This is a genomic window from Stenotrophomonas sp. GD03680 (assembly GCF_029844625.1).
Taxonomy (GTDB): Bacteria; Pseudomonadota; Gammaproteobacteria; order Xanthomonadales; family Xanthomonadaceae; genus Stenotrophomonas; species Stenotrophomonas maltophilia_P.
On sequence record NZ_JAOCKC010000027.1, the window covers coordinates 1 to 17,707 of the forward strand.

The following is a 17,707-nucleotide window of genomic DNA, read 5'->3' on the forward strand; positions in this document are numbered from 1 at the left end:
AACCGGACCCACCCCGCCTTCGACAGTTTTCCGCTATCTGTCGGAACGGCGTACTGCTCTGGTAGGTGTCGACCTTGGTCGACACGGTAGATCCACGCCATGCATGGATGAATTCACTCGATATCTGACAGATGTGTCGACCAAGGTCGACACCTACCAACAGCCGCGTGAACCTGTCGAAGGTGGGGCGGTGTCGGAACGCGCGCTGTTGCTGTTGCTCCGGCTTTGGCTTCGGCGGGTGCAGGGCGCAGCCCTGCCGAAGAACACACATAAAAAAAACAGCAGGCCGAGGCCTGCTGTTTCGGTGTAATGGTGCGCCCGGAGAGATTCGAACTCCCGACCGCCTGGTTCGTAGCCAGGTACTCTATCCAACTGAGCTACGGGCGCCAATTACATAAACCTGTTGTGTTGATCGTGTATGGTGCGCCCGGAGAGATTCGAACTCCCGACCGCCTGGTTCGTAGCCAGGTACTCTATCCAACTGAGCTACGGGCGCGCGGTACACAATCAAATTTTACTTCATTTCCAGCGGCGGATGCCGGAAACCTGTCGAGTGGTGCGCCCGGAGAGATTCGAACTCCCGACCGCCTGGTTCGTAGCCAGGTACTCTATCCAACTGAGCTACGGGCGCCCTGCGACAGGAGCGGAATTATGCGGATGTCGGCGCGTACCGTCAACCGTTTTTGTGAAGAATTTCATCCAGCTGAATGAAAAATTGGTGGGCGACCGCCTGTGGCGCCTTCATCCACGCGAAGTGGTCGGCACGCGTGCCCAGTTCCCCGGCGGACAGCACATGCAGGCGTGATGCCACATTCGGCAGTTTGTCCAGCAACGCCTGCATCGAACCGGTCGGTGCCAGCCAGTCGTGCTCCATCACCACGGCCTGCGCGCTGCCGTGCACGCGTGCCATCTGCGCATCGAGATGCTCGGTCATGCCCGCGGCTGCGTAATGGTTGCTCAGGCCCACCCGCGACCAGTCGGCAATCAGGCCGCGTGCTTCGGTGCCCCCAAAGCCCAGGCGCCGGCCGTGCAGCACGCCCTGGCGGCGGGCGATCCAGGGCAGGAAGCGGTACACCAGCGGCAGAAGCCATCCGCGCGGAGGCGGAAACGTACGCCAGAACGGCGTGCCACTGGCGGCCAGCCACAGGTGCTCGAAGTGCTGCGGTTGCCGTCCTGCATGCACGCAGGCCAGCTGCCCACCCAGGCTGTGCCCACCGATGATCCAGGGCAGCGCGCCTTCGCCGGCATCGGCGTTGGCGAGCAAAGCCTGGCTGGCAGGCAGGTCCTGCTCGAGCACTTCACGATAGCCCCAGTCCTGCGTGCGCGAAGGGCGCAGTGAACTGCTGCCGTTGCCACGCCACTCGTGCAGGTAGACCGCGATGCCTTTCGCAGCCAGGGCCTGTGCCAGTGGCAGGTAGTGGCGCGCGGCCACGCCCAGTGCGGGGAGCCATAGCAGCCGCGCCAGCGGCTGCTCGGGTACGCAGGCCATCACCTCGAAGCGATGGCCGTCGCCGCATTCCACGGCCAGTGTCCGTGATGGCAGGCTCATGCGTGGGGCGCTGCGCCGAAATGATCCAGCACGCGCACATCGCTGCGCCCCGGCATGTAGCCCAGTTGCAGCCCGCGTGCCACGTAGTCGATCGATGCTTCGCAGGCGTTGGCCAGGCTCAGGCCATTGCACAGCTGCGCGGCGATGGCCGAGGCCAGTGTGCAGCCGGTGCCGTGGGCATCCAGCGGCAAGCGCGCGTGACTGAATTCCTCGCTGCTGACGCCATCGAAGTAGCGATCGATCACGCGGTTGCCCTCGTGCAGGTGGCCGCCCTTGAGCAGCACCGCGCCGGCCCCGAGATCCAGCAGTGCCGACGCAGCCCGCTCGGCGTCGTCTCCATCGCCGATCGTGCGGCCCACCAGCAGTTCTGCCTCCGGTGTGTTGGGAGTAACCAGCGTGGCCAGCGGAAGCAGACGCTCGCGCATTGCCTGCAGGGCGCTGTCTTCCAGCAGGCGCGCGCCACTGGTGGCGACCATCACCGGATCCAGCACCACATGTGCGGGCCGGTGACGCTGCAGCGCATCGGCCACGGCGTGGATCACCTCGGCATTGGCCAGCATGCCCAGCTTCACCGCGTGGATGTCGAAATCATCGAAGCACGCGTCGAGCTGCGCGCGCAGGAATTCGATTGGCGGCACATGCACGGCGGTGACACCGCGGGTGTTCTGCGCGGTCAATGCGGCGATCGCGGAGAGGCCATGCACGCGGTGTGCGGCGAAGGCCTTCAGGTCGGCCTGGATGCCGGCGCCTCCGCCGGAGTCGGAGCCGGCGATGGTGAGGGCGGAAACGGGAGTGGTCGGGCTCATGCGGCGATTGTGCCGTGGTCACCGGGATGGGGGTAGTGCCGGCTACGGGCTGCCGGCAGGGGCGGACGCCTCATGCTGCGTGTGCGTGCGGCGACGCTCAGTACCGCCAGCGTACCCATTGCTGGTACAGCACATAGACCAGCCCGGTCGCGCCGGTCAGCAGCGCGGGGGCAAGCAGGGCATCGTACTGCCAGCGCAGGAACAGCCACGCACCCATCACGCCACCGGCCAGGAAGCCGCTGATGATCAGTCCGCTGAGCGTCAGCCGCCGCACCTGCAGCGGCAGCCCGCGCAACAGATGGCCCAGGCCGATGCCAAGATCGGTGAACATGCCGCTGAGGTGGGTGGTCCGTATCACCGCGCCGCTGAAGGTGGTGGCCATCGCGTTCTGCAACCCGCAGGCCATCGCTGCCGACAACGCGCCCCAGATCTGCTGCTGCTTGAACAAGGGAATGGCGGCCAGCAACAGCGCCGATTCCAGTGCCAGAGCGACGCCATAGCGCCGGCCGAGCTGCAGTGCGCTGTCCTGGATCAGCAGCCCGCTGAGCATCGCACCCAGCGAAAAAGCGATCAGCAGGCCCCACAGGTGCCCGACCGCGCGCCAGTCGCCCTGCGCCAGTGCCATGCCGAGCTGGCTGGTACTACCGGTCATGTGGCTGACGGCCTGATGCTCGAAACCCAGAAAGCCGACCACGTTGACCATGCCGGCCACGCACGACAGCGCTACGGCACCGATCCAGACCCAGGTGGGAAGGCGTATGCCCATCGGCGCGACCCTCAGGGACCGCCGAGACCGCCGTTGAACTGCAGCTCGCTGAACGCACCGGTGGCCGGGTCGAACACCGCGCCCCAGAACTGCTTGCCACCATCGCAGACGCGGATGGCCTCGCGCGCCGGCTTGATGCCGCTGTCGTCAGGCAGGCGGAACGCATTGATGTAGATCAGGCGCTTGCCGGCGCTTTCGATGCCGACGTACTGGCGGTCGAAGTCCAGTACGTCGGGCACCTGCGCCTGCAGCGAAGGTAGTGCGGCTTCCAGCTGGTCCACCTGTTGCCGGCTGGGGGCCCAGTAGCCGGTGACGCGGCCGGCATCCCGGCCCGGGCTGTGTCGCGAGCAGGTGTCGAGCACCTGCGCGGCGACGATCGGCCGGGTGACCACCCACGACTGGCCGGTGCGTTCGGCGGTCGGCACGCTGGCCGGCCCGCGGGTGGTGGTGCAGGCACCAAGGACGGCTGCGAGGGTGATCGCCGCCGTCGGCAGCAGCAGGCGGGCAGAACGGTTCACAGCACCTCCGAAGCGTAATCGGCCAGCCGCGAGCGTTCGCCACGGCGCAGGGTGATGTGCGCACTGTGCGGCCAGTTCTTGAAGCGGTCCACCGCGTAGGTCAGGCCGGATGTCGTCTCGGTCAGGTACGGGGTGTCGATCTGCTCGACGTTGCCCAGGCAGACGATCTTGGTGCCGGGACCGGCACGGGTGATCAGCGTCTTCATCTGCTTCGGGGTGAGGTTCTGTGCCTCGTCCAGGATCAGATAGCGCGACAGGAAGGTGCGGCCGCGCATGAAGTTCATCGAGCGGATCTTGATGCGGCTGGCCAGCAGATCGTTGGTTGCCTGGCGTCCCCAGGTTCCGCCTTCCTGGTTGTGCGTGAGCACTTCCAGGTTGTCGGTCAGCGCGCCCATCCACGGTGTCATCTTCTCTTCCTCGGTGCCCGGCAGGAAGCCGATGTCCTCGCCGACGCTGACGGTGGCCCGGGTCATGATGATCTCGCGGTAGCGCTGCTGGTCCATCGTCTGTGCTAGCCCCGCGGCCAGTGCCAGCAGGGTCTTGCCGGTGCCGGCGGTGCCGAGCAGGGTGACGAAGTCGATCTCCGGATCCATCAGTGCATTGAGCGCGAAGTTCTGTTCGCGGTTGCGCGCGCTGATGCCCCACACGGCATGGCTGCCGTGGCGGAAATCATCAACCAGCGACAGCACCACCTTGCCATCGCCGACCACGCGGCTGACGCGAAGCTCCACCTCGTCCTCGCCCGGCAGGTAGACGTACTGGTTCGGGTACCACTCCTCGTCGTCCCTGGCCAGGATCTCGTAATGGGTGCGGCCCTTGTCGCTCCAGCTGCGCAGGTCGTCGCCATGGAGCTTCCAGAAATCCTCCGGCAGCTCGGTGGCGCCGGTGTAGAGCAGGCTGAAATCGTCCAGTGCGCGGTCGTTTTCGTAATCTTCCGAAACGATGCCGGCGATGGCCGCCTTGATCCGCAGGTTGATGTCCTTGGAGACGAACACCACCGGGATCTCCGGGGTCTGCTCCTTCAGCGCCAGGATGGCACCGAGGATGGCATTGTCCGGGATGACCTGGCCGAAGCTCTTGCCGGCGTCGAAATGACTGGTCTGGAAACGCAGCTTGCCGGCGCTGTGCTTGCCACGCAGCTGCAGGCCCTGTGGGCGCTGCAGCGGAATGCCGTCGGCCAGATTGTCCAGGCCGGAGGCCTGCACCAGCTCGTTGAGGAAGCGGCTGACCTGGCGGGCGTTGCGGCTTGCCTCGGACGTGCCCTTCTTGCCGTTGTCCAGCTCCTCGATCACCTGCATCGGCAGGTAGACGTCATGCTCCTCGAATTTGAACAGCGCGGTCGGATCGTGCATCAGCACGTTGGTATCCAGCACGTAGATGCGCTTGCCTCGGGTCATCGTCGATTCCTGGTTACGGACAGGGAAAAACCACCACGACCTGCGGGGCAGGGTGATGGCGGACAAAGTGGGCGATGGGAATCACTTGGATTGGGCGGCCTTCAGTTCGGCAAGCACGGCGTCGGCATGGCCGGCGACCTTGACCTTGCGCCAGGACTGCGCGATGCGGCTGTCGGGAGAAATCAGGAAGGTGCTGCGCTCGATGCCACGTACCTGCTTGCCGTACATGTTCTTCATCCGGATCACATCGAAGGCGTTGCACAGCGCTTCGTCGCCATCGCTGACCAGCGGGAACGCGAAGCCCTGTTTGGCACAGAAGTTGTCGTGTGATTTCACCGAGTCACGGGAGACGCCGAGTACGGTGGCGCCGGCCTTGCGGAACTCCGGCAGCAGCGAGTTGAAGTCGATGCCTTCGGTGGTGCACCCCGGGGTGCTGTCCTTGGGGTAGAAGTACAGCACCAGCCATTGGCCCGCGAGGTCGCCGAGGGTGGTGTGTTCGCCGCCTGACAGGGCCAGCGGGAGCGAGAGGGTGGTGCGGTCCAGGGTATCGCCGTTGTTCATGAGGTCCTTGGTTCCGGAGCCTGGGGTATTTCTACGACAGTTGCATGAAACGCCGCGCGCCCGTGACGAACGCGCGAAAAATCAGAACTTCATCGGATCCATGATCGCGTCCAGGTTCAGGTGGTCGCAGAATTCGAGGAAATCATCGCGCAGGGCGGCGATGTGCATGTTGGCCGGCACGCCGATGGTGACCTGCGCGCTGAACATTTCCGCACCGGTCTGCATGGCGCGATAGCGCGTGCTCTGCAGGGTCTCGATGGTGATGCCCTGGCGGTCGAAGAAGTCGGCCAGCTGGAACAGGATGCCCGGCTTGTCAGCGGCGATCACTTCAACGATGTACGGCAGCAGATTGGACTGCGCCTGCTTGGCCTCGGTGCGGTACCAGACCAGTTTCAGGCCTTCCTCGCGCTCGAGCCGGGTCAGCATCGCTTCCAGCTTGGCGACCGAGTCCCACGACCCGGTGGCCAGCGCGGTGACCGATACGTCGCGGCCAACCGTGGCCAGGCGCGCGTCCACCAGATTGCAGCCGCTGTCGGCAATGCGTCGGGTGACGGACAGCAGTGGGGACTCCGGATGCGTCGTATAGGCGTTGATCAGGAGGTGGTTTTCGCTCGGCGCGGGGCGCGGGGTGGTGTCGGTCAAGGCGATTCCGGGTAATGCATGCGTGAGTCTGAATGCCCGCCAGAGGCGGGGATCCACCGGAGTGCAGCATACTTGCCCGTGCTTTCGCGCCGCAAGTAACATTCAAGTCGCCCCCGCCCTTTCGTGGCGGGCGTTTTCCCTTCCCAGCCAAGAGCAGCACGTCCTTGTCCCTTTCCGGCCTCATCACCGCGCTGGCGACCCCGTTCCGGGCCGACGGTGCCCTCGATCCCGACGGTTGGCAGCGCCTGCTGCATCTGCAACTGGAAGGTGGCGTCCATGGCGTTGTCGTCGCCGGCTCGACCGGCGAAGCGGCGACGCTGTCCGATGCCGAGTACGACCAGCTGCTGGCCAGTGCGGTCGAACGCATCGGCGGACGCATCCCGGTCCTGGCCGGTACCGGCCTGTCCGGCACCGCCAAGACCATCGAACAGACCCGTCGCGCTGCCGCGCAGGGTGCCAGTCACGCTCTGGTGGTGACACCGCCTTACGTGCGTCCGACGCAGGCCGGGCTGATCGCGCACTACCGGGCCGTGGCCGACCACGGCGGGTTGCCTGTGGTGCTGTACAACGTGCCCGGGCGCACCGGATGCGACATGCTGCCGGAGACCGTGGCCGAGCTGGCGGATCATCCGAACATTGTCGGCATCAAGGAGGCCGTCGGTGACATCGGACGCGTGAAGGCCCTGCTGGCGCTGCGCAGTTCCAGCTTCGCCGTGCTCAGTGGCGACGACGGCACGGCTGCGCGCTCGATCCAGGCCGGCATCGACGGGCTGATCTCGGTCGGCTCCAACGCGCTGCCTGGTGCGTACCGCCGGATGTGCGAGCTGGCTGCCGCCCACGACCATGACGCCACCGCATCCTGGGACGCGCGCCTGCAGCCGTACCACGATTTCTGCGGTATCGAATCCAACCCGATTCCGGTCAAGGCGCTGCTGCGCCGCATCGGCATCGGCCACGACCTGCGCCTGCCGCTGCTGCCACTGTCGGCAGCGCATCATCCGGCAGCCGATCATCTGGCCGGCGACATCGCCGCGCTTGAAGCCCTTTCCAGCCACTGACCTTCCGTCTTGGTCTGATCCAGGAGATCCACATGCGTCAATCCGTTTCCGCCGTCCGCGTGCTGTCCTTCGCGCTCATCGCCCTCACCACGGTCGTGACCACCACCGGCTGCTTCAAGCGCGGTGCCAAGGGCGACTACGCCCTGGCCCCGGAGATGCGTCCGCTGGAAGTGCCGCCGGACCTGAACCTGCCGTCCGCGTCGGGCGAGAACCAGGTGCCGAGGCTGGCCTCGACCACCGCCCCGGCTGCTGTGGCCGCTCCGGCTGCCCCGGCCGTGGGCAATACCGGTTTCACCATTCCGGGCAGCAAGGACGAGGCGTTCGCCAAGGTCGGCACCGCGCTGGAAGGCGTGCAGGGCGTGACCATCGCCAGCCGCGCCCAGCTGCTGGGCTCCTACGACGTGGCCTATGAAGGCAGTAACTTCCTGGTGCGCGTGGTGGCCGTCGATGCCGGCGCTTATGTCTCTGCGGTCGATCCGCGTGGTCTGCCGGCGACCGCCGAGGCCCCGGTGAAGCTGATTGACGCACTGAAGGCCGCGCTGGCGAAGTAAGGAACCGCCGGCAGCTGCGGACCGGGCCACGCGCCCGGGTTCGGCGGGGCAGGGTCTGGCATTGCCGGAACAGGAAAAGGGCGCCCATGGCGCCCTTTTTCATGGCGGCGGGTGCTGGCGCCTCAGCGCTCGAGCAGCTTCAGTTTGTCCGGTTTGCCATCCCACTCACCGGCGTCCGCCGGCGGGTCCTTGCGCACGGTCAGTACCGGCCAGGCCTTGGCCAGTTCGGCATTGAGGGCGACGAAGCCCTCCTGTCCGGCGGGGACATCGTCCTCGGGGAAGATCGCGTTGACCGGGCACTCCGGCTCGCAGAGGGTGCAGTCGATGCACTCATCCGGGTCGATCACCAGGAAGTTCGGGCCTTCGTGGAAGCAATCCACGGGGCACACTTCCACGCAATCGGTGTGCTTGCACTTGATGCAGTTTTCGGTGACGACAAAGGGCATGGGCTTGGGGGTGGATCGATTCCTGAACCCGCCAATTCTAGAACAGGTTGCCCCCCGGTGTCGGCGCGGGCCTGAAAAGGGGGATCTGCCGGGCTCGAGGGCACGGCCCATTGGCGATGGGGCGGCGCCTGTGCGAGGCTGCGCGCTGCTGGCTGCCGTGGCAGCCGGACTGTCCTCCCTCCTGGAATGCCCATGTCCCCAGCTCAGCCTGCCGCCGCCGATGGTGGAGAGAACACCGCGTTCATCGTCCTGATCAGCTGCGTGGCCACCTTGGGAGGCTTCCTGTTCGGATTCGACAGTGGCGTAATCAACGGCACGGTTGATGGCCTGCGGCAGGCCTTCAACTCCAGCGAGGCGGCCCTGGGCTTCGAGGTTGCCTCGATGCTGCTGGGCTGCGCGATCGGCGCGTTTCTCGCCGGCTGGCTGGGCGACCGCCTGGGCCGACGCGGCGTGCTGATCGTGGCGGCGGTGCTGTTCCTGCTGTCGGCGCTGGGTGCGGGCGCCGCGCACGCCTCCTGGCTGTTCGTGACCGCTCGCGTGCTGGGCGGCTTCGCCGTCGGTGCGGCCAGCGTGATGTCGCCGGCCTACATCGCCGAGGTCGCTTCCGCACGCTACCGGGGCCGCCTGGCGACGGTGCAGCAGATGGCGATCATCTGCGGCCTGTTCGCCGCTTTCCTCAGCAACTACCTGCTGGCTCGTGCGGCAGGCACCTCCACCGAGCCCCTGTGGTTCGGGCAGGAGGCCTGGCGCTGGATGTTCTGGATGCAGGCGCTGCCGTCGGCGCTGTTCCTGTTGCTGCTGCTGGTGATTCCGGAAAGCCCGCGCTTCCTGGTGGTGAAGGGGCGCCAGGCGCAGGCCAGGGCGGTTCTGTCGCGGCTGTACGGCGACGCCGCGGCGGCCGCCAAACAGGCGGAGATCGAGGCCAGCCTGGACCAGGACCAGCACAAGCCGCGCTTCGGCGACCTGCTGGACAACGGCACCGGCAGGCTTCGCCCGATCATCTGGGTGGGCATCGGCCTGGCGATGTTCCAGCAGCTGGTCGGCATCAACGTGGTGTTCTACTACGGCGCGGTCCTGTGGCAGGCCGTCGGCTTCTCGGAAAGCGATGCGCTGCTGATCAACGTTCTTTCCGGTGCGCTGAGCATCGGCGCCTGCCTGTTGACGGTGATGCTGATCGATCGGATCGGGCGCAAGCCGCTGTTGTGGGTCGGTTCGGTCGGCATGTCGGTTGCCCTGGTGCTGATGGTGGTGGCATTCGCCAGCGGCAGCCTGGTCGAAGGGCGCCTGCACCTGTCCGATGGCATGGGCCGGCTGGCGCTGGTGGCGGCCAACGTCTATGTGGTGTTCTTCAACATGTCCTGGGGCCCGGTGATGTGGGTCATGCTGGGCGAGATGTTCCCGAACCAGATCCGCGGCCCGGCGCTCGCGGTGGCCGGTGCGGCGCAGTGGACGTCGAACTTCGCCATCACCGTGACCTTCCCGCTGCTGCTGGCGGGTATCGGCCTGGCCGGTGCCTATGGCATCTACACGGTTGCAGCGATCCTCTCGATCTTCTTCGTCGTCCGCTACGTCCGCGAGACCAAGGGCAAGGAGCTGGAGCAGATGGAAGGCTGATGGCGCCGCCCTGGTTTCCAGCGCCTTCCTGTTCCGTGGCGGCGGCAGGCCAGCCGCTCCAGGACAGGCAGGGGCGGCTCGCCCCCGAGGCGACCCGCTCGACGCAACAGGCAAACCCCGGGAAACAGAAAAGCCCGCACGAGGCGGGCTTTTTCGGTTCCTGCTGTGGCGACTGGCGCTCCCTAGGGGACTCGAACCCCTGTTTTAGCCTTGAGAGGGCCACGTCCTAACCACTAGACGAAGGGAGCGTATATGTGTCGCTGCCGAGGCAGGAGCGCTAGTATATGCACCTCGATGCCATTGGGCAATCCCGAAACTTCAACCGGAAGCGCCAACATCATTTCTCCTGCTCCATCACCGTTCAGCCTGCGCGTCATCCCGCGCGACCAGCACACCATTTCCCGCAAGGACATCAGCCCGAACGCCCTGCGCGTGCTTTATCGCCTGCGCGATGCCGGCTTCGGCGCCTACCTTGTCGGCGGCGCGGTGCGCGACCTGCTGGTCAATGGCCAACCCAAGGATTTCGACGTGGCCACCGATGCCACGCCCGAACAGGTCAAACAGCTGTTCCGCAACTGCCGCCTGATCGGCCGCCGATTCCGCCTGGCCCATGTGGTGTTCGGCCGCGAGATCATCGAAGTCGCCACCTTCCGCGCCAACGTCGATGACGGCAGCGGCGACCGCGAAATGGAAAACGGCATGCTCGTGCGCGACAACGTGTACGGCAGCATCGAAGACGACGCGGTGCGCCGCGACTTCACCTGCAATGCCCTGTACTACGCGATCGAGGATTTCTCGGTGCGCGACTACGTCGGCGGTTTCGAAGACGTCCAGGCGCGCCTGATGAAGCTGATCGGCGACCCCGAACAGCGCTATCGCGAGGACCCGGTGCGCATGCTGCGCGCGGTGCGCCTGGCGGCCAAGCTCGGCTTCCAGATCGAAGAGGGCACCGCCGCGCCGATCCCGCACCTGGCAGGCCTGCTGAACGAAGCCGCGCCCGCGCGGCTGTTCGAGGAAGTGCTGAAGCTGTTCCTGTCCGGCCACGGTGTTGCCAGTTTCGAAGGCCTGGAGCGCTACGGCCTGCTCGACGTCCTGTTCCCTGAAAGTGGCAGGGCGCTGAAGGCGAACCGCACCGGTGCACTGCGCCGCATGCTGGTCGAGGGCCTGGCCAATACCGATGCGCGCGTGGCCAACGATGAGCCTGTCTCGCCCGCGTTCCTGTTCGCGCTGCTGCTGTGGCCGGCGTTCTGCCGGGCGCAGGCCACCCTGCTCAAGCAGGGCGTGGCGCCGGAAGAAGCGCAGCGTCGTGCTGCCGACCGCGTGACGGTGCAGCAGCTGAGCACCATCGCGCTGCCGCGCCGTTTCTCGCTGCCGATGCAGGAGATCTGGCTGTTGCAGTCGCGTTTCGGCTCGCGCCAGCGCAAGCGCGTGTTCCGCACGCTCACCCACCCGCGCTTCCGTGCAGCGTTCGATTTCCTGACGCTGCGCCAGGTCGCGTCGGCCGAACACGAGGCAGATGTGGCGTTCTGGCGTGAGGCGCAGGTGCAACCGGGCCGCGAGCTGGAATCCGCGCTGGATGCGATGCATGCCGAACCGGGCGACGAGGATGAGGGCGCACCGCGCAAGCGCCGGCGCCGCCGTCGGCGCTCCGGTGCCACGGCCGGCAGCGCTGGCGAGTAAGCCGTGACGCTGGCCTGGATCGGCCTGGGCGCCAATCTTGGCGACGCGGCCGCGACCGTCCGTGCGGCGATTGCCGCGCTGGACGCGCTTCCTGACACGCGGCGCTGCCAGGCGTCGCGCCTGTATGCCACGCCGGCCTGGGGCAACGAGGATCAGCCGCCGTTCGTCAACGCGGTGGCGTCGGTGGAAACGCGCCTGCCGGCCTCCGGATTGCTGCGGGCGATGCTGGAGCTGGAGCGGCATTTCGGTCGCGTGCGCGATCCAGCCGTGCACTGGGGACCGCGGGCACTGGATCTGGACCTGCTGCTGTATGGCGCGCAGGTACTGGATGAGCCGGGTCTGCAGGTGCCGCATCCCTACCTGCACGAGCGTGCCTTCGTGTTGGTGCCGCTGGCCGAGATCGCGCCGGATCTGGCCATTCCCGGCCATGGTCGCGTGCGGGATGCAGTGATGCGGGTGGATGCCTGCGGGATTGCGCCGATAGGGTGATAATGCCCGGGTTATCTCCCCCGGTTATCAGCACATGAGCACCCACGCAGACAGCAAGCCCTGGACCGTTCCCGCCTTGGCCGAGGCCAAGCGGAATGGCCAGAAGCTGGTCATGTTGACCGCCTACGACGCTGGCTTCGCCCGCACCTTCGACGCCAACGGCGTCGACCTGATCCTGATCGGTGATTCGCTGGGCATGGTCGTGCAGGGGCACGATTCCACCCTGCCGGTGACCGTGGCCGACATGGTCTATCACACCCGCGCCGTGGCCCGCGTGCTGCAGCGCGCGCTGCTGGTTGCCGATCTGCCGTTCGGTGCCGATGCAACCCCGGAACGCGCCCTCGATGCGTCGCTGCAGCTGCTGCAGGCAGGCGCGGAGATGGTCAAGATCGAGGGGGCCGGCTTCAAGGTCGATATCGTCCGTTACCTGGTCGAACGCGAGATTCCGGTCTGCTCGCATCTGGGCCTGACCCCGCAGTCGGTGCTGCGCCTGGGCGGGTTCAAGATCCAGGGCCGTGGCGATGCGGCCCGGCAGCTGGTGGAGGACGCCAGGGCCGTGGCCGACGCGGGCGCCAGCATCATCGTGCTGGAATGCGTGCCGACCCCGGTCGCGGCCGAGGTCACCGCTGCAGTGCCGGTGCCCACCATCGGCATCGGTGCCGGTCCGCAGTGCGATGGCCAGGTGCTGGTCCTGCATGACTTCCTGGGCCTGGACAGCGGCCATCGCCGACCGAAATTCGTCAAGGATTTCCTTGCCGAAGGGGGCTCGGTGGCTGGAGCCACCCGCGCCTACGCCGACGCCGTGCGTGACGGCAGCTTCCCCGACGAACAGCACGCTTACGCCCAATGATCCAGACCTTCAATGAGCTCGGCGCGTTGCGCGGGCAGATCGCCCAGTGGAAGCGCGAAGGCCTGCGCGTCGCGCTGGTGCCGACCATGGGCAACCTGCACGGTGGCCATCACGCGCTGGTGAGCCTGGCCCGCCAGTACGCCGACAGGGTGGTGGCCAGCATCTTCGTCAATCCGACCCAGTTCGGGCCCAACGAGGATTTCAGCCGGTATCCGCGCACGCCCGAGGCCGACGTCGCGGGGCTGGAGCAGGTCGGCTGCGATGCGGTGTGGCTGCCGAGCGTCGAGGCGATGTATCCGCTGGGCGTGGACAAGACCACGCGCATGCACGCGCCCGGCATCAGCGAGGTGCTGGAAGGTGCCAGCCGTCCGGGCCATTTCGATGGCGTCTGCACGGTGGTCGCCCGCCTGTTCCTGCAGGTGCAGCCGGACGTGGCTGTGTTCGGCCGCAAGGACTACCAGCAACTGGCGGTGATCCGCCAGATGGTGGCCGAGCTGTCGTTCCCGGTCCAGATCGTCGGTGCGGAGATCGTCCGTGATGACGATGGGCTGGCCAAGAGTTCGCGCAACCAGTATCTGAGCCCGGAACAGCGCCCCGTCGCGACGACCCTTCATCGGACCCTGCTGGCCATGCGCGAAGGCTATGTGGCTGGCCAGCCGCGCGAGCGCATCGAGGCCGATGCCACCGCCGCGCTGCAGGCGGCTGGTTTCCAGGTCGACTACGCCGTGCTGCGCACGCCCGAGCTGGCCGAGCCGGCATTCGAGGGTGGCGGCCGGGTGGCGCTGATCGCCGCGCGGCTGGGCACGACCCGGCTGATCGACAACCTGGAGTTCTGAGTTCCGCTGTGATGGCGCCGCCGGGCATGGCCCGGCGCTACCTGAACGGTTTGCCGGTCGTGATGCCCCGCGTTGTGCGGGTGCTAGAATCCACGCTTTCCTCTGCGTTGTACCGTGCCATGCACCTGTCCCTGCTCAAGACCAAGATCCACCGCGCCACCGTCACCCACTCCGAGCTGAACTACGAAGGCTCGATCGCCATCGATGACAACCTGCTGGCTGCCACCGGTATCCGCGAGTTCGAGCAGGTCCACATCTGGGACGTGACCAACGGTGCGCGCTTCTCGACCTATGCGATCCGCGCCGAAGCCGGCAGCGGCATCGTCTCGCTCAATGGTGGCGCCGCGCGCCACGTGCAGGTCGGCGACATCATCATCATCGCCGCCTTCGCCAGCATGACCGAGCAGGAAGCGGACAGCTTCAAGCCGAAGCTGGTGTACGTGGATGGCAGCAACCAGATCACCCACACCAACGACACGATCCCGACCCAGGCCGCATGACAACGAACAACGGATTCGACTCGCTGCATTCCCACGCCCAGCGCCTGAAGGGCGCAAGCATCCCCAGCCTGCTCGCCGCCGAACCTGGCCGTGTGCAGGAGCTGGCGCTGCGGGTCGGTCCGTTGTACGTGAACTTTGCCCGGCAGAAGTACGACGCCGCGGCGCTGCAGGCGCTGCTGGCGCTGGCAGCCGAACGCGATGTCGGGGGCGCCATCAACCGCCTGATGCGCGGCGAGCAGGTCAACCTGACCGAAGGCCGCGCGGCGCTGCACACGGCGCTGCGTGGTGACGTGGTCGACGCGCCGGTGGCCGCCGATGCCCATGCCACTGCACGCGAAATCCGTCAGCGCATGGGAGTCCTCGTGCGTGCGCTGGAAGACAGCGGCGTGACCGACGTGGTGAGCGTCGGCATCGGGGGATCCGATCTTGGCCCGCGGCTGGTCGCCGATGCGCTGCGCCCGGTCAGCGGCGCGCGCCTGCGCGTGCATTTCGTATCGAACGTGGACGGCGCGGCCATGCAGCGCACGCTGGCCACGCTTGACCCGGCGCGCACCGCCGGCATCCTGATCTCCAAGACCTTCGGCACACAGGAAACCCTGCTCAACGGCCAGATCCTGCACGACTGGCTGGGTGGCAGTGAACGCCTGTATGCCGTCAGCGCCAATCCCGAGCGCGCAGCGAAGGCCTTCGCCATCGCCGCAGAGCGCGTGCTGCCGATGTGGGACTGGGTCGGTGGCCGTTACTCGCTGTGGTCGGCGGTCGGCTTCCCGATTGCGCTGGCGATCGGCTTCGAGCGTTTCGAACAGCTGCTGGAGGGTGCGGCGCAGATGGACGCGCACGCACTGGATGCACCGCTGGAGCGCAATCTGCCGGTGCTGCATGGCCTGACCGACATCTGGAACCGCAACCTGCTGGGCTGCGCCACCCATGCGGTGATGACCTACGACCAGCGCCTGGCGTTGCTGCCGGCCTATCTGCAGCAGCTGGTGATGGAAAGCCTGGGCAAGCGCGTGCAGCGTGATGGCCAGCCGGTGACCACCGATACCGTGCCGGTGTGGTGGGGCGGTGCGGGCACCGATGTGCAGCACAGTTTCTTCCAGGCGCTGCACCAGGGCACCAGCATCGTCCCGGCTGACTTCATCGGCTGTGTGCACAACGACGATCCCTATACCGTCAATCATCAGGCGCTGCTGGCCAACCTGCTGGCGCAGACCGAAGCGCTGGCCAACGGTCAGGGCAGCGACGATCCGCACCGCGACTACCCGGGCGGTCGTCCGAGTACGCTGATCCTGCTCGATGCACTGACGCCGCAGGCGCTGGGTGCGCTGATCGCCATGTACGAGCACGCGGTGTACGTGCAGTCGGTGATCTGGAACATCAACGCCTTCGACCAGTTCGGGGTCGAGCTGGGCAAGCAGCTGGCCAACCAGTTGCTGCCGGCATTGCAGGGCGAGGGCGTGGCGATCGCCGACCCGATGACCCGCGAGATCCTGGCGCAGCTGAAGGGCTGAGCCAGGTCGGGGATGTGTCGCCGGGCATTGGCCCGGCGTGCCGGGCTCAACGGCTCGGATCGCGTTCCGGGCTTGGCCGCTTGGCCAGTTTGCGCTGCAGCGACCGTCGGTGCATGCCGAGCAGGCGGGCGGCAGCGGACACGTTGCCGCCCGTCTCGTGCATCGCCTGCTGGATGTGTTCCCACTGCAGGCGACTGATCGGCGTCATCGCGTCGGGGACTTCCATCTCGCCGTCGTCGGCCGGGCCGTCGTCCTCTTCGCCCAGCGCGCGCAGGATCATCGGTACCGTTGCCGGCTTGGGCAGATAATCGTCTGCGCCCAGCTTGATGGCTTCCACGGCTGTGGCGATGCTGGCATAACCGGTGACCAGCAGGATCCGCATGTCCGCACGCAGGGCACGCAGGGGCTGGATCAGGGCCAGGCCGGAATCACTGCCGAGCTTGAGGTCGATCAGCGCGAAAGCCGGTGGATGCTGGCGGGCCAGCATCAGCGCAGTGGCCGCGTCCTGCGCGGTCTGCGTTTCGAGTCCCTTGCGCGCCAGGCTGCGCTGCAGGGTACGCAGGTACAGCTCGTCGTCGTCGACCAGCAGGCCCTGGGTGGAGTGGTGCAGGCTCATGGGGTGTCCTCGCGTGGGGCCAGCGGCAGGCGGAAGCCGACGCGACTGCCGGCCCCCTGGGCCGGGCGCATCCACATCTCGCCGTCGAGGCGTTCGATGGTGGCATGGGACAGGGCCAGGCCGACGCCCATGCCCTCGCTCTTGCTGCTGCCGAACAGCGTGCCCGGCAGCACGGCGGCACGGGCATCGAAGCCGTGGCCGTAGTCGCGGACTTCGCCGATCAGGTCGTCGCCGTCGATGCGCAGGCTCAGGTCCACGCGCGGGCGCCCGGCCTGCTCTCCGGCATCGGCTGCGTTGTTGAGCAGGACCATCAGCAGGTGGCCCACGCCGGGGTCCAGCGGCAGCCGCAGCGGCGCATCGTCGTTGCGGTGCAGGTCGATGGTCGGCCGCACCAGCCGCCATTGTTCCAGCACCTGCTGGGCGCTGGAGCGGCTGCGTCCGGGCATGTCGGCCGATGCCGGCGCGGCCAGTGCCAGCACCCGTTCGCGGCACTGCACGAGCAGTTCGCGCAGGGTTTCCATGTCCTCGCGTACTTCCGGCTCCTCGCTGCGCTCGGCAACGTCGTCGGCCAGCAGGGTCATGGTCGCCAGCGGCGTGTTCAGTTCATGCGCCACCGAGGCGGCGTGGGTGGCCAGGGCGACAATGCCCTCGTTGCGGGCGAAGCGTTCACGCAGTGCCGAGAGCTCCAGTTCCCGTTGCCGCAGGGCCAGGGCCAGGCGCGTGGAGAACGTCAGCACGACAGTGGCGGAGATCAGGAAATTGGCGACCACGCCCCAGCGGTTCAGGTCCTGCGCACGGAAGTAGCCGTCCGGCAGCGGCTGGCCGAACAGTCCGCTGGCGGCGTAGCCGAGCAGGCAGGCCAGGGCCACCGCCAACGCCCAGCGCAGGGGCAGGGCGAAGGCGGCCAACGCAATCAGGATCAGGAACAGGGAGCTGAACGGATTGGCCATGCCGCCGCTCCAGCTGATCATCCAGGTCAGGATGATCACGTCCACCAGGATGTGGCCGAAGGCTGTCAGTGGCGCGGTATCGGCCCCTTCCGGCCGCAGCTGGGTGTAGACATTGAACAGCGCGAGCACGGCGACGCCGGCCCACAGCGGCAGTGGCGGCAGCGGCAGGCCCAGCACCCAGGTGGCGACCAGGATGGTGGCGGCCTGGCCGGCCACGGCCAGCCATCGCAGGCTGCACAGGGTGCGGAGAAACGGGGCGTCGGGACCGGTCATTCGCGCCCATCGTATGCGTTCGCGGGCGGGTGTGCCTGCGACAATCGGCCGCAGCCGTGCCGGCGGCTGAATGCGAGTCACCCGGAAACCGGAG

Annotated in this window: 19 protein-coding genes, 4 tRNA genes and 1 pseudogene; 10 read left to right on the forward strand and 14 right to left on the reverse strand. The window is 67.1% G+C overall.

What is annotated here, in order from left to right; translation table 11 throughout:
- Positions 1 to 310, forward strand: a 310-nt coding sequence (locus N5J29_RS17335; protein ID WP_279924490.1) for a hypothetical protein, incomplete at its 5' end; no start/stop codon positions are given.
- Here the strand turns inward: N5J29_RS17335 and N5J29_RS17340 are convergent.
- From N5J29_RS17340 to N5J29_RS17385, 10 genes and pseudogenes are all read right to left on the reverse strand, one after another.
- Positions 311 to 387 (reverse strand) — tRNA-Arg (locus tag N5J29_RS17340).
- A 32-nt stretch (positions 388 to 419) separates the two neighbouring features.
- Positions 420 to 496, reverse strand: a tRNA-Arg gene (locus N5J29_RS17345).
- 58 nt (positions 497 to 554) lie between these two features.
- Positions 555 to 631, reverse strand: a tRNA-Arg gene (locus N5J29_RS17350).
- A pseudogene (locus N5J29_RS17355) lies at positions 622 to 1,549 on the reverse strand (alpha/beta fold hydrolase). Before N5J29_RS17355 ends, N5J29_RS17350 begins: the two are co-directional and overlap by 10 nt.
- Positions 1,546 to 2,355 carry a bifunctional hydroxymethylpyrimidine kinase/phosphomethylpyrimidine kinase gene (gene thiD, locus N5J29_RS17360; protein WP_053517263.1) on the reverse strand — a complete coding sequence of 270 codons (810 nt, stop codon included), beginning with the start codon at positions 2,353 to 2,355 and terminating at the stop codon, positions 1,546 to 1,548. The pseudogene N5J29_RS17355 and the gene thiD overlap by 4 nt, the downstream one beginning before the upstream one ends.
- 97 nt (positions 2,356 to 2,452) lie before the next feature.
- Complete coding sequence (locus tag N5J29_RS17365) at positions 2,453 to 3,121, reverse strand: YoaK family protein (RefSeq protein ID WP_053517265.1); 669 nt, start codon at positions 3,119 to 3,121, stop codon at positions 2,453 to 2,455.
- Positions 3,122 to 3,132: 11 nt separating this feature from the next.
- Positions 3,133 to 3,639 carry a hypothetical protein gene (locus tag N5J29_RS17370; RefSeq protein WP_053517266.1) on the reverse strand — a complete coding sequence of 169 codons (507 nt, stop codon included), beginning with the start codon at positions 3,637 to 3,639 and terminating at the stop codon, positions 3,133 to 3,135.
- On the reverse strand, positions 3,636 to 5,036 hold the full coding sequence (locus tag N5J29_RS17375) for a PhoH family protein (protein WP_065181271.1): 1,401 nt from the start codon (positions 5,034 to 5,036) through the stop codon (positions 3,636 to 3,638). The genes N5J29_RS17370 and N5J29_RS17375 overlap by 4 nt, the downstream gene beginning before the upstream one ends.
- Positions 5,037 to 5,117: 81 nt before the next feature.
- Positions 5,118 to 5,597 carry a peroxiredoxin gene (locus tag N5J29_RS17380; protein WP_164152253.1) on the reverse strand — a complete coding sequence of 160 codons (480 nt, stop codon included), beginning with the start codon at positions 5,595 to 5,597 and terminating at the stop codon, positions 5,118 to 5,120.
- A gap of 81 nt (positions 5,598 to 5,678) precedes the next feature.
- Positions 5,679 to 6,239 (reverse strand): glycine cleavage system protein R, encoded by a 561-nt coding sequence (locus N5J29_RS17385; protein ID WP_025879444.1) that lies wholly within the window; start codon positions 6,237 to 6,239, stop codon positions 5,679 to 5,681.
- 164 nt (positions 6,240 to 6,403) lie between these two features.
- Between N5J29_RS17385 and dapA the strand changes: the two genes are divergently transcribed.
- Positions 6,404 to 7,297, forward strand: a complete 894-nt coding sequence (gene dapA, locus N5J29_RS17390; protein ID WP_111185428.1) for a 4-hydroxy-tetrahydrodipicolinate synthase — start codon at positions 6,404 to 6,406, stop codon at positions 7,295 to 7,297.
- Positions 7,298 to 7,329: 32 nt separating this feature from the next.
- Positions 7,330 to 7,848 carry a hypothetical protein gene (locus N5J29_RS17395; protein WP_164152256.1) on the forward strand — a complete coding sequence of 173 codons (519 nt, stop codon included), beginning with the start codon at positions 7,330 to 7,332 and terminating at the stop codon, positions 7,846 to 7,848.
- Positions 7,849 to 7,970: 122 nt separating this feature from the next.
- Here N5J29_RS17395 and fdxA read toward each other — a convergent pair whose 3' ends face one another.
- Positions 7,971 to 8,294, reverse strand: coding sequence for a ferredoxin FdxA (gene fdxA / locus N5J29_RS17400; protein WP_049411316.1), 324 nt, complete (start codon positions 8,292 to 8,294; stop codon positions 7,971 to 7,973).
- Between the two features lie 192 nt (positions 8,295 to 8,486).
- Here fdxA and N5J29_RS17405 point away from each other — a divergent pair, with 192 nt between their 5' ends.
- Entirely contained in the window at positions 8,487 to 9,908 is a 1,422-nt protein-coding gene (locus N5J29_RS17405) for a sugar porter family MFS transporter (RefSeq protein ID WP_164152258.1), read from the forward strand.
- Between the two features lie 173 nt (positions 9,909 to 10,081).
- Here the strand turns inward: N5J29_RS17405 and N5J29_RS17410 are convergent.
- Positions 10,082 to 10,156: transfer RNA gene (locus tag N5J29_RS17410), tRNA-Glu, on the reverse strand.
- A 52-nt stretch (positions 10,157 to 10,208) separates the two neighbouring features.
- Here N5J29_RS17410 and pcnB point away from each other — a divergent pair.
- The 6 genes from pcnB (at position 10,209) to pgi (ending at position 15,774) form a co-directional block, all read left to right on the forward strand.
- Positions 10,209 to 11,588, forward strand: coding sequence for a polynucleotide adenylyltransferase PcnB (gene pcnB / locus N5J29_RS17415; protein ID WP_053517274.1), 1,380 nt, complete (start codon positions 10,209 to 10,211; stop codon positions 11,586 to 11,588).
- A gap of 3 nt (positions 11,589 to 11,591) precedes the next feature.
- Positions 11,592 to 12,077, forward strand: coding sequence for a 2-amino-4-hydroxy-6-hydroxymethyldihydropteridine diphosphokinase (gene folK, locus N5J29_RS17420; protein WP_053517275.1), 486 nt, complete (start codon positions 11,592 to 11,594; stop codon positions 12,075 to 12,077).
- Between the two features lie 34 nt (positions 12,078 to 12,111).
- Positions 12,112 to 12,927 (forward strand): 3-methyl-2-oxobutanoate hydroxymethyltransferase, encoded by an 816-nt coding sequence (gene panB / locus N5J29_RS17425; RefSeq protein ID WP_053517276.1) that lies wholly within the window; start codon positions 12,112 to 12,114, stop codon positions 12,925 to 12,927.
- Positions 12,924 to 13,763, forward strand: a complete 840-nt coding sequence (gene panC / locus N5J29_RS17430) for a pantoate--beta-alanine ligase (RefSeq protein ID WP_074901264.1) — start codon at positions 12,924 to 12,926, stop codon at positions 13,761 to 13,763. The genes panB and panC overlap by 4 nt, the downstream gene beginning before the upstream one ends.
- Before the next feature lie 119 nt (positions 13,764 to 13,882).
- Complete coding sequence (gene panD, locus N5J29_RS17435; protein WP_053517331.1) at positions 13,883 to 14,263, forward strand: aspartate 1-decarboxylase; 381 nt, start codon at positions 13,883 to 13,885, stop codon at positions 14,261 to 14,263.
- A complete protein-coding gene (gene pgi / locus N5J29_RS17440) occupies positions 14,260 to 15,774 on the forward strand; it encodes a glucose-6-phosphate isomerase (RefSeq protein WP_065181276.1) in 1,515 nt (504 codons plus the stop codon). The genes panD and pgi overlap by 4 nt, the downstream gene beginning before the upstream one ends.
- Before the next feature lie 46 nt (positions 15,775 to 15,820).
- On the opposite strand, the gene N5J29_RS17445 is transcribed toward pgi, so the two are convergent.
- Both N5J29_RS17445 and N5J29_RS17450 read right to left on the reverse strand, forming a co-directional pair.
- Positions 15,821 to 16,390 carry a response regulator transcription factor gene (locus tag N5J29_RS17445; protein WP_053517280.1) on the reverse strand — a complete coding sequence of 190 codons (570 nt, stop codon included), beginning with the start codon at positions 16,388 to 16,390 and terminating at the stop codon, positions 15,821 to 15,823.
- Entirely contained in the window at positions 16,387 to 17,613 is a 1,227-nt protein-coding gene (locus N5J29_RS17450) for an ATP-binding protein (protein WP_065174948.1), read from the reverse strand. The genes N5J29_RS17445 and N5J29_RS17450 overlap by 4 nt, the downstream gene beginning before the upstream one ends.
- Positions 17,614 to 17,707 lie beyond the last annotated feature (94 nt).